Raw genomic sequence first — 11,038 nt, 5'->3', positions numbered from 1 at the left:
ACCCGCACCATTCCCATGTAGGAGCGCGCCCTGCGCGCGAAATCGCGGGCAGGGCCCGCTCCTACAGGTCGCCGGGAAGCACGGTGTTTCTCCCCGTAGGAGCGGACCTTGTCCGCGATAGCCGGGGGTATCGGCGCGATTCGCGGATGAGATCCGCTCCTACGCCGCCCCACCCGCACCATTCCCATGTAGGAGCGCGCCCTGCGCGCGAATCGCGGGCAGGGCCCGCTCCTACAGGTTGCCGGGAAGCACGGTGTTTCTCCCCGTAGGAGCGGACCTTGTCCGCGATTAGCCGGAACCTCCGGCGCGATTCGCGGATGAGATCCGCTACGCCGCCCCACCCGCACCATTCCCATGGGCGGCGCAATCCGCCTGCCTCTACGCCTGCCTCTACCCCGCCAAACGCCCCGAGGCGGGGTCTCAGCCGGCCACGCGCACCTGCGGGCGGCGCGAGGTGCCGGCCAGCTCCCGGGCCAGGCAGTGGTCGAGGAACAGTTCCATGTAGCGGAAGCTCTTGCAGATGGCCGCGCGCAGTTCGTCCCAGCGCCCGGGGGCGATTTCCTGGCCGCACAGGGTGCAGATGATCTCCAGGGCTTCCCAGGGGTGGTCGTCGTCGTAATGGGCGTGCAGGCGCAGCCACTTCATCGCGCTCTTGCGCAGTTCCGCCGGCAGCGTCTGCTCGTAGGCGTCGCTGGAGCAGACCAGCGCCGACCAGTCGCCGGTCACGCCCTCCACCGCGTAGTTGGTGGCCGCCATGGCCACCGCCAGGTCGTCCGAGGCGCTGCTGTGCCAGCACCAGTGGCCGAGGGCGTGCAGCGCCTCGGGCACCTCCTGCGCACGCAGCGCCGCCAGGCCCACGCCATAGGCCTCGGCCCAACGCAGCCAGTGGTCGGCGTGGTTCAGTTCGACGCGGATGTTGCGCATCAGCCAGCGCCGCGCCATGTCCTCGCCGGGGGAACGGCCGAAGCGTGTCTTCAGCAGATTCTGCGACATGTACAGGGGGAACTGCTCGACCACCGGCCAACCGCCGATGAGGTAGGTGCGCATGGTCGCGGCGCCAATCTGGCCGTCGCGCAGGCGGCGGTAGAACTCGTGCCCGGAGACCGCGCGGCGGGCGCTTTCGCAGGCGACCACCAGGTCCTGAGCCCACTGCGGGTAACTGGTCAGGTCCTTCAGCGACCCGACGCGGAGAAATGCTTCGTTCATGCTGGCCCATCCTTGTGCGTCGACGAAATCGACCGCCAGACTAGATGACGGGCCGCCGGCTGTCACCGTCCGGAGGTGGTGTCCGGCTCCACCAGGGCCGGCTCCGCCTGCCCGGAATAGTGACGGTTGAACGGCAGCGGGCGGCCCACGGCGTAACCCTGGGCATAATCGATACCGATTTCCCGCAGCGCCTCGAGGATTTCCTCCGACTCGACGAACTCCGCCACCGTGCGCTTGCCCATGACGTGGCCGATCTGGTTGATCACCTGGACCATGGCGCGGTCGATGGGGTCGTCGAGCATGTCCTTGATGAAGCTGCCGTCGATCTTCAGGTAGTCCACCGGCAGGTGCTTGAGGTAGACGAAGGACGACATGCCGGCGCAGAAGTCGTCGAGGGAGAAGCGGTAGCCCATGGCCTTGAGTTCGTGGATGAACTGGGTGGCGCTGACCAGGTTGGCGATGGCGCTGGTCTCGGTGACCTCGAAGCAGATGTTCTCCGGCGCCAGGCCGTAGGCCGGCTGCAGTTCGCGGAGCATCTGGATGAAACTGGCGTCGCCGATGGTGGCGCCGGACAGGTTGATGGCGCAGGTGGCGATCGGCTCGCAGCCGGCCTCGCGGCGTTCGGCGAGGATCTCGAAGGCGCGGTTGGCCACCCAGCGGTCGATCAGCGGCATCAGGCCGTAGCGCTCGGCGGCCGGGATGAAGTCGTTGGGCGGCACCAGGCGGCCGTTCTCGTCCAGCACGCGTAGCAGCAGCTCGACGTGCAGGCCCTCCTCGGCCTGCGGGTCGACGGCGCGGATGCGCTGGGCGAACAGGCGGAAGCGGTCCTCGTCCAGGGCCTGGCGGATGCGCTGGACCCAGGCCATCTCGCCGAAGCGCATGGACAGCTCGCTGTCGTCCGGGCTGAACACCTGGGCGCGATTGCGGCCCTTCTCCTTGGCCAGGTAGCAGGCCATGTCGGCGCAGCGCAGGGCCTCCTCCACCGACACCAGCATGGCCGTGACGTGCACCACGCCGATGCTGACGGTGATGTTGAAGGGCCGCCGGTCCCAGACGAAGTGCAGGTTCTCGACGCCCTGGCGGAGGTTCTCGGCGATCTGCTCGGCGACCTCCGGCGGGCAGTTCTCCAGCAGCACGCCGAACTCGTCGCCGCCCAGGCGCGCCAGGGTGTCGCCCTCGCGCAGGCAGCTTTCGAGGACGCTGCAGGCCTGGCGCAGCAACTCGTCGCCGGCGGCGTGCCCGCAGGTGTCGTTGACCAGCTTGAACTGGTCCAGGTCGAGGTACATCAGGCTGTGGCGGTCGTTGCGCTGCGCCGAGCGCTCCAGCGCCTGCTCCAGGCGGTACTCGAACTCGCGGCGGTTGCTCAGGCCGGTCAGGGAATCGTGGGTGGCCTGCCAGGACAGGCTTTCCATGTACTGCCGCTCGCGGGTCATGTCGTGCAGCACCAGCGCCGCGCCGACGATGCGCCCGCCGACGCGGATCGGCGTGCCCACCAGGGTCACCACCACGCCGCTGCCGTCCAGGCGCTGCAGCAGCTTGCTGATCTCGCTGCCGGCCTCCACCTCGCCGCGCAGGACCTGCCCGACCAGGGCCAGGTCCTCTTCCTCGGAGGTCTCGTCGAGCATGCGCAGCAGCGACTTCAGCGGCAGCCCCACGGCCATCTCGCTGTCCCAGCCGATCATGCGTTCGGCGGCCGGGTTGAGGTAGGCGATGTGGGCGTTCTCGTCGATGGTGATGACCGCGTCGCCGATCGCCGCCAGGGTCGTCTGGGCCTTCTCGCGCTCGCTGTCCAGGGCGCTCTGGAAGGCGCGCTGGGCCAGCAGCAGGTTGCGCGTGCGCCAGGCCGCCAGGAGGATCAGGGCCAGGCCGCTGACGACGTTGGCCGCCAGCAGCAGGCGCATCACCGAGCGCGAACCCTGGGCGAGCGCAGCGCTGAAGGCCATGGAGGCGGGGGTCACGCCTTCGTTGATGGCCTGGATGCGCTGGTCCCAGTAGCTGATGTCGCCGGGGCCGACCTGGCCGGTCTGGATGCGCTGGTGCATCTCTTCGGCGATGGCCTGGAGCTGGTCGAGGTAGCGGTCGCCCTCCTTCCAGTAGCGCACCGCCTCGTTGAAGTAGCTGAAGTCGTGGAAATAGCGGTAGAGGGTGATGATGGCGCCGACGTCGTCGGGATGGTTGCCGCCGGCGAGGATGCCTTTGCGCGCCAGTTCGTAGTCCGGCTGCGGGCTGTCCAGGGCGGTGCGCAGCAGGCGGTCGCCGAGGGGGATGGCGATGGCTTCCTGGTAGCGCCGGTAGTCGTCGGCGTCGCGCGTCTCGCCGTAGCGCTGCAGGTAGTGGATGGCGTCCTTCTGGCCCTTGGACCAGAGGCTCTCGCCGCCGACGTAGGCGCGCACTCCCGAAATCAGGTAAAGGCTGCCTACGCCAAGCAATCCCTGCAGCAGGACCACGGCGATGAACGGCCATACCAGCTTCCACAGCCGGGAGTCATGGCGAATACGGCTCTGCCCAGTAGCACCCATGGATATTGTCGGATTCCTTTCGTGTCCTTACCGCTGCGGCAGCCCGCCGTAGCCGGACTGGAGCGCAACGGCCCCTCCTTACTCTTAGCGCATGGTAGCCATTCCACAAGGCGGGGGTACAGGGCCTGGGCCGAGGAAAATCTCAAAATTGTCCGACAATATGCCGCCGGCCGTCGCCTGCGCCGCTGCCAACCCCTGCGCCAGGGCCTCCGGTCAGCCGATGGGCGACAGTGGCGCACTTCGTCGGTGGTGGACGTGTCGGTGCCGCAGGGCAATTCCGTTCGCGAACGCGAAGCGCAGCGATGCGGATTCAGGATGACGTCGAGCGATCAGGCCACGCCGGCCGCCGGGGAGCGCCGTTCGCGAGCAAGCTCGCTCCTACATCCGCCGGCAAACACCATGCCCGTACACGAAGCGATACCCATCGCCATGGCGATGGGTATCGCAAGCTCAACCCATCCTACGAAAAGCGCCTCGGCGCGGGCGGCAAGACAGTGGCGTCGGCATGACAGGAGGAACACCGACGTAGGATGGCGTTGAGCGAAGCGATACCCATCACCACCAACAGCGAAACAGGAATCAGCCCTGGCGGCCGCGCTCCAGCCAGCGTTCCAGCATCGGCGCCAGTTCTTCAAGCGGCTGGTAGCCATTGGTCAGCAGGGCCAGCTGGCCGTTGCGCTCGGCCAGCAGGGTGGGGAAGCCGGCGATGCCCAGGTCGCGGGCCCAGGAGAAGTCGGCCTGGGTCGCCAGGTGGTTTTCCTGGCTGTCGAACAGCTCGGCGAACTCGATGCGCGGCAGGCCGGCGCTTTCGGCCAGCTGCGCCAGGGTCGCGGCCTCGGTGACGTCGCGTCCCTCGACGTAGAAGGCCTGCTGGATGGCCTTGACCAGCGCCCAGGCGGCCTCCTCGTCCAGGCGCCGGGCGGCGACCACCGCGCGGCAGGCCGGCTCGGTGTCGTAGACGAAGCCTTCGGGCAGCGCGCCCTCGAAGCGGAACGGCTGGCCGGTGGCCTGCTGCACCGCCTGCCAGTGCTCGAGGATGTAGCGCCGGGTGGTCGGCTCCAGCCCCGCGCCGTGGCCGGTGCGCAGCCCGCCCATGACCAGCGCCAGCGGTACGCCGGCGGCGCCCGCCTGCTCGATCAGCGCCTGGGCCACCGGGGCGAAACCCCAGCACCAGGAGCACATGGGGTCCATCACGTAGAGCAGGCGGGCGTTGGCCAAGGATCAGTCCTCCAGGACGGCCTGCCGCGGGTCGCGGCCGATGGGGTGGGGCTGGTTGCGCAGCTTCGCCAGTTCGATCTGCTTCTGCCGCTCGCGGGCGCTGGCGCGGGTCTTCTCGCTCAGCGTGTCCCAGCAGTGCGGGCAGCTGATGCCCGGGGCGTAGTGCTCGCTGGCGCGGTCCAGGGCAGAGATCGGGTTGCGGCAGGCGTGGCACTGGTCGTAGTCGCCCTCGGTGAGGTCGTGGCGCACGGTCACCCGGTTGTCGAACACGAAGCAGTCGCCGCGCCACAGGCTCTGTTCCTCGGGCACTTCCTCCAGGTACTTGAGGATGCCGCCCTTGAGGTGGAAGACCTCTTCGAAGCCCTCGCCGAGCATGTAGCTGGAGGCCTTCTCGCAGCGGATGCCGCCGGTGCAGAACATGGCGACCTTCTTGTGTTTGGCCGGGTCGTAGTGGGCCTTGACGTATTCGGGGAACTCGCGGAACGACTTGGTCCTGGGATCGACGGCGCCTTCGAAGGTGCCGATGGCCACTTCGTAATCGTTGCGGGTGTCGATCAGCAGCACCTCGGGGTCGCTGATCAGCGCGTTCCAGTCCTGCGGCTCGACGTAGGTGCCGACGCGGCGGTTGGGATCGACGCCGGGCACGCCCAGGGTGACGATCTCTTTCTTCAGCTTGACCTTGGTGCGGTAGAACGGCTGCTCGTCGCAGTAGGATTCCTTGTGGTCGACGTCGGCCAGGCGCGGGTCCCGGCGCAGCCAGGCGAGCAACGCGTCGATGCTCTCGCGGGTGCCGGACACGGTGCCGTTGATGCCTTCCTCGGCAAGCAGCAGGGTGCCCTTGATGCCGTTGTCCAGCAGGGTCTGCAGCAGGGGTTCGCGCAGCGCGACGTAGTCCGGCAGGGAAACGAACTTGTACAGCGCCGCCACGACGATGGAGCGGGTCATGGGGTACATCCTCCAGTGGTCGCCCGCGTAAAGGGCGGACCGGGTCAGAAAAGACAACGCCGGCATCGGTTGCCGGCGTTGGCGCATTCTACCGCAACGACCGGGCAGCGTCAGTGGTCGTGCTTGCTGCCGCCGCGGCAGGTCGGCGAGTCGGGCGCGGCGCCCTGCCCGGCCCATTCCTCGGGGGTGTAGGTGTGCAGTGCAAGGGCGTGGAACTGGCCCATCAGCTCGCCGAGGGTGGCGTAGACCTTCTGGTGCCGCTTGACCGAATTCAGCCCGGCGAATACCGGGCTGACGATCACGGCCTTGTAGTGCGTTTCCTGGCCGCGGCTGTGCATGTGGCTCTCGTCCAGCACCTGCAGGTGCTGCGGTTCGAGGCCGGCTGCCAGGGCGGACTGGATACGTTCCTGCATGCTCATGTCGCTGTTTCCGTCACTTCTTCGCCGGGGCCTTCACGCCCAGTTCCTTGTCCATGTCGGCCAGCAGCTTGTTCACCGGGTCGACCGCGGTCTGCAGCTTGGCCTGGGTCAGCTGGGCGGACTGCGCGGTCAGGCGCGGCATCTTCTGCAGCACTTTCTGGCCCAGGGGCGAGGCATAGAAGTCGTTCAGCTGCTTGAGCTCGGACTCGGTGAAGTTGTCCGAATAGAGCTTGACCAGCTCCGGCTTGATCTTCTCCCAGCCCACCGCGCGGTCCAGCTCGGCGTTGGCCTTGGCCTGGTAGCGGTCGAGCACCGCCTTCTTGCTGTCCGGCGCCTTCGCCTGGGCGAAGTGCTGGGCGAACATCTGCTGCACCTGGGCGTAGACCGGCACCGTGAGCTTGTCGGCGTGGACCTGCTTGAGGAATTTCTCGGCCTCGGCGGCGGAATCGGCCAGGGCCATGGAGCTGAAACCAACGAGGAGTGCAGCGGTGCAAATCTTGCGAAGGGCGGTCATGGGCAGTCCTTGAGTCTGTCTGGTGTGTCCCTTGGGACCCGCCATTCTGCGCCTAAGTTCTGAAAGCCCTCAAGCGGGAGCCGAGCAACGGCGTTTATGCCAGCCCAGTGGCAGAAATGACTGAAAGTTGCTGCCTACCCTTGTTCTGCCAGCGTCGAATCGGCATGCTGGGTCAGATTGTCACATGGATGTGTTCGATGACCTCCCAGGCCCGCCTTACGCTGCCTCCTGCCCTACCGATGTTGTGCAATGCGCGAGGCCACCTGGACCCGGGCGCCATCGGCTGGTCCTCGCGGCCGCTGCTGGATTGCGCCCTGCCCGGCCAGCGCGGCCGGCGCAAGCGCTGGAACCACTGGTGCCTGATCAGCCCGGGCTGGATGCTCTCGCTGACCATCGCCGACCTCGACTACCTCGGCTACGGCGCCCTCTACTTCCTCGACCTGAACACCGGCAAGGCCTATTCCCGCACCCAGATCTGCCCGCTGGGCCTGTGCTGCGAGCTGCCCGACCACCCCAACCAGAGCCACGCCTTCCGCCACGAACGCCTCAACCTGGGCTTCGACGACCAGGGCGCGCGCCTGCGCATCCACGCCGACGCCGGCGACCTGGGCGGCCTGCCGCTATCCCTGGCGCTGGACGTGCAGCGCCCGGCGCACCTGGACTCGGTCAACCTGGTGGTGCCCATGGGCGGCAACCACTTCCACGCCTGCAGCCGGCAGATGGGCCTGCCCTTCACCGGCGCCCTGCAACTGGGCGAGGAAACCTACCAGGCCCAGGCCGGGCAGAGCTTCGCCGCGCTGGACTTCGGCCGCGGCGTGTGGCCCTTCCGCAGCTTCTGGACGCGCGCCGCCTTCGCCGCGCCCGGTGGCATCGCCGGCAACTTCGGCTCGGGCTGGACCGACCACAGCGAACACAAGGAAAACGCCCTGTGGTTCGGCGGCGAGCTGCAGCGCCTGCGCGGCGAGGTGGACATCCGCCAGGCGCCCAACGACCCGCTCGCCCCCTGGCGCCTGAGCACCGCCGACCAGCGCGTCGACCTCGCCTTCACCCCGCTCAAGCTGCACGAGGCCTCGCCGCGCCTGGGACTGCTCTACGCCCACACCAGCCAGTGGTTCGGCCACTACGACGGCTTCCTGCGCAGCGCCGCCGGCGAGCAGGTGCCGGTCAAGCGCGCCCTGGGCTGGATAGGCGCCACCCACGCACGCTGGTAGGCCCGCCGGCAAGCTATAAGCGCCATTGACGCAGCGCGGAACCCGAAAGCCGGCACAAGGCCTAAACTCCCTCAGATCATTCCGGGAGGACGCCTTCATGAAACGGACCGAAACCGACAGCCTGGGCCCCATCGAGGTCGACGAGCAGGCCTACTGGGGCGCGCAGACGCAGCGCTCGCTGGAGAACTTCGCCATCGGCGGGCAGCGCATGCCGCTGGCTGTGGTCTACGGCCTGACGCTGGTCAAGAAGGCCGCCGCGCGCATCAACGTGCGCCTGGGCGAGCTGCCGGCGGAGATCGGCCAGCTGATCGAGCAGGCCGCCGACGAAATCCTCGCCGGCCAGCACGACGACCAGTTCCCCCTGGTGGTCTGGCAGACCGGCAGCGGCACCCAGAGCAACATGAACGTCAACGAGGTGATCGCCGGCCGCGCCAACGAACTGGCCGGCAACGCCCGCGGCGGCAAGGCGCCGGTGCACCCCAACGACCACGTCAACCGCGCGCAGAGTTCCAACGACAGCTTCCCCACCGCCATGCACCTGGCCGCCGCCCGAGCCGTGCACCAGGAGCTGCTGCCGGCCATCGCCGAGCTGGTCGGCGGCATAGCCGCGCAGTCGGCGCGCCACGCCGACCTGGTGAAGACCGGGCGCACCCACCTGATGGACGCCACGCCCATCACCTTCGGCCAGGAACTGTCGGCCTTCGTCGCCCAACTCGACTACGCCGAGCGCGCCATCCGCGCCGCGCTGCCGGCGGTCTACGAGCTGGCCCAGGGCGGCACCGCGGTGGGCACCGGGCTGAACGCCCCGGCGGGCTTCGCCGAGGACATCGCCGCCGAGCTGGCCGGCCTCACCGGCCTGCCTTTCGTCTCGGCGCCGAACAAGTTCGCCGCCCTCGCCGGCCACGAGCCGCTGGTGACGCTCTCCGGCGCCCTGAAGACCCTCGCCGTGGCGCTGATGAAGATCGCCAACGACCTGCGCCTGCTCGGCTCCGGCCCCCGCGCCGGCATCGCCGAGGTACGCCTGCCGGCCAACGAGCCGGGCAGCTCGATCATGCCCGGCAAGGTCAACCCGACGCAGTGCGAAGCGCTGTCGATGCTGGCCTGCCAGGTCATGGGCAACGACGCCGCCCTAACCTTCGCCGCCAGCCAGGGCCACCTGCAGTTGAACGTGTTCAAGCCGGTCATCATCCACAACCTGCTGGAATCCATCCGCCTGCTGGCCGATGGTTGCCGCAACTTCAACAGCCACTGCATCGCCGGCCTGCAGCCGGACGCCGAGCGCATGGCCGAGCACCTGGAGCGCGGCCTGATGCTGGTCACCGCGCTGAACACCCACATCGGCTACGACAAGGCCGCGGAAATCGCCAAGAAGGCCTACAAGGAAGGCACCTCGCTGCGCGAGGCGGCGCTGGAGCTGGGCTACCTGACCGATGCGCAGTTCGACGAATGGGTCCGCCCACAGGACATGCTGGAGGCCGGGCAGCATGGTTGAATCCGGCAAATCCGGCGCCACGCCCCTGGAGGGCGACGGCAAGCGCATCCTGGTGATCCTCGGCACGCCCAAGGCCGACGGCTTCTGCCACGCCCTGGCCGACGCCTACCAGCACGGCGCGCGCAGCCGGGACCACGTGGTGCGCACCCTCAAGCTCGGCGAACTGCGCTTCGATCCGGTGCTGCGCGGCGGCTACGAGCGCAGCCAGGACCTGGAGCCGGACCTGCTCGAAGCCCAGCGCCAGGTGCACTGGGCCCAGCACCTGGCGTTCGTCTACCCGATCTGGTGGGGCGGCCTGCCGGCGCTGCTGCAGGGCTTCTTCGACCGGGTGTTCCTGCCCGGCTTCGCCTTCCGCTACCGCACCCCGCAGGACCGCGAGTGGGAACCGCTGCTGGGCGGGCGCAGCGCCGACCTGCTGGTGACCCACGACCAGACGCACTGGCGCTACCGCCTGCGCCAGGGCGCCCCGGCGCACCGCCAGATGGTGCGCTGCATCCTCGGCCCGTGCGGCATCGCCACCCGCCACCTGGAAGAGTTCAGCCCCATGCGCGGCGCCAGCGAGGAACAGCGCCAGGCCTGGCTCAAGCGCGCCGAGCAGTTGGGCACGCAGGTGTGAGCACCGGGCGGGCCGACGGCCCGCCCAGCATCCCATCTCCGGGAGCCGGGGCTTTTCCAGACGTTCCCTAAAGCCCCCTCCCGCCCTCCTCGCCTAGCATCCCGGCCCTTGCCGCCATTCCGGCGGCCCTTGGGTTCCTGGGAGGGAAACATGTTTCGCAAACTCGGCGCCGAACTCGTCGGCACCTTCTGGCTGGTCTTCGGCGGCTGCGGCAGCGCCGTGCTGGCCGCGCAATTCGGCAATGTCGGCATCGGCCTGCTCGGTGTGTCGCTGGCCTTCGGCCTGACCGTGGTGACCATGGCCTACGCCGTGGGGCCGATCTCCGGCGGCCACTTCAACCCGGCGGTGAGCCTGGGGCTGTGCGTCGGCGGACGCTTCCCCGCCCAGCACTTGCTGCCCTACGTGCTGGCCCAGGTGGCCGGCGGCCTGCTCGCCGGCGCCGCGCTCTACTGCATCGCCAGCGGCGCCGCCGGCTTCGACCCATCGAAGGGCTTCGCCGCCAACGGCTACGCCGAGCACTCGCCGGGCGGCTACAGCCTGCAGGCGGTGCTGCTGTGCGAAGTGCTGATGAGCGCGGTCTTCCTGTTCATCATCATGGGCGCCACCGACCGCGACGCCCCCGCCGGCTTCGCGCCGCTGGCCATCGGCCTGGCCCTGGCGCTGATCCACCTGGTCAGCATCCCGGTCAGCAACACCTCGGTGAACCCGGCGCGCAGCCTGGGCGTGGCGCCCTTCACCGATCCCTGGGCGCTGCAGCAGCTGTGGGCATTCTGGGTCGCGCCGCTGGCCGGCGGGGTGCTCGGCGCCCTGGCCTGGCGGGTGATTCGCGGGCGTTGAGTGATTCGCGGATGGGGTCCGCTCGTTCAGGGGAATGACGTCGGCGCGCGGGCTTTCCCCT

Annotated in this window: 10 protein-coding genes; 4 read left to right on the top strand and 6 right to left on the bottom strand. The window is 68.8% G+C overall.

Annotated features, from left to right (window positions below; genetic code table 11):
* Window positions 1-420 precede the first annotated feature (420 nt).
* The 6 genes from PM1_RS09125 to PM1_RS09100 form a co-directional block, all read right to left on the bottom strand.
* Window positions 421-1,206: a TenA family transcriptional regulator gene (locus tag PM1_RS09125; protein WP_009621583.1), complete on the bottom strand. Its 786-nt coding sequence runs from the start codon at window positions 1,204-1,206 to the stop codon at window positions 421-423.
* A 62-nt stretch (window positions 1,207-1,268) separates the two neighbouring features.
* Window positions 1,269-3,725, bottom strand: coding sequence for an EAL domain-containing protein (locus PM1_RS09120; protein ID WP_009621582.1), 2,457 nt, complete (start codon window positions 3,723-3,725; stop codon window positions 1,269-1,271).
* Between the two features lie 579 nt (window positions 3,726-4,304).
* On the bottom strand, window positions 4,305-4,907 hold the full coding sequence (locus PM1_RS09115) for a DsbA family protein (protein WP_161788528.1): 603 nt from the start codon (window positions 4,905-4,907) through the stop codon (window positions 4,305-4,307).
* 39 nt (window positions 4,908-4,946) lie between these two features.
* Window positions 4,947-5,888: an oxygen-dependent tRNA uridine(34) hydroxylase TrhO gene (gene trhO, locus PM1_RS09110; RefSeq protein WP_009621578.1), complete on the bottom strand. Its 942-nt coding sequence runs from the start codon at window positions 5,886-5,888 to the stop codon at window positions 4,947-4,949.
* Window positions 5,889-5,998: 110 nt separating this feature from the next.
* The gene (locus tag PM1_RS09105) at window positions 5,999-6,307 is read right to left on the bottom strand and encodes a BolA family protein (RefSeq protein ID WP_009621576.1); all 309 of its coding nucleotides are present in this window, start codon (window positions 6,305-6,307) and stop codon (window positions 5,999-6,001) included.
* A 13-nt stretch (window positions 6,308-6,320) separates the two neighbouring features.
* On the bottom strand, window positions 6,321-6,866 hold the full coding sequence (locus tag PM1_RS09100) for a DUF2059 domain-containing protein (protein WP_099049072.1): 546 nt from the start codon (window positions 6,864-6,866) through the stop codon (window positions 6,321-6,323).
* A 152-nt stretch (window positions 6,867-7,018) separates the two neighbouring features.
* On the opposite strand from PM1_RS09100, the gene PM1_RS09095 reads away from it, so the two are divergent.
* From PM1_RS09095 to aqpZ, 4 genes are all read left to right on the top strand, one after another.
* Window positions 7,019-8,032 carry a DUF2804 domain-containing protein gene (locus PM1_RS09095; protein WP_009621572.1) on the top strand — a complete coding sequence of 338 codons (1,014 nt, stop codon included), beginning with the start codon at window positions 7,019-7,021 and terminating at the stop codon, window positions 8,030-8,032.
* A 97-nt stretch (window positions 8,033-8,129) separates the two neighbouring features.
* A complete protein-coding gene (locus tag PM1_RS09090; RefSeq protein WP_009621570.1) occupies window positions 8,130-9,524 on the top strand; it encodes a class II fumarate hydratase in 1,395 nt (464 codons plus the stop codon).
* Window positions 9,517-10,140, top strand: coding sequence for an NAD(P)H-dependent oxidoreductase (locus PM1_RS09085; RefSeq protein WP_009621568.1), 624 nt, complete (start codon window positions 9,517-9,519; stop codon window positions 10,138-10,140). Before PM1_RS09090 ends, PM1_RS09085 begins: the two co-directional genes overlap by 8 nt.
* Before the next feature lie 150 nt (window positions 10,141-10,290).
* The gene (gene aqpZ, locus PM1_RS09080; RefSeq protein ID WP_009621566.1) at window positions 10,291-10,977 is read left to right on the top strand and encodes an aquaporin Z; all 687 of its coding nucleotides are present in this window, start codon (window positions 10,291-10,293) and stop codon (window positions 10,975-10,977) included.
* The last annotated feature ends 61 nt before the right edge of the window (window positions 10,978-11,038 follow it).

Origin of the sequence: Pseudomonas sp. M1 (genome assembly GCF_022760135.1) — a bacterium.
GTDB classification, from domain to species: Bacteria; Pseudomonadota; Gammaproteobacteria; order Pseudomonadales; family Pseudomonadaceae; genus Pseudomonas; species Pseudomonas citronellolis.
This window is presented reverse-complemented; position numbering and strand designations above follow the sequence as displayed.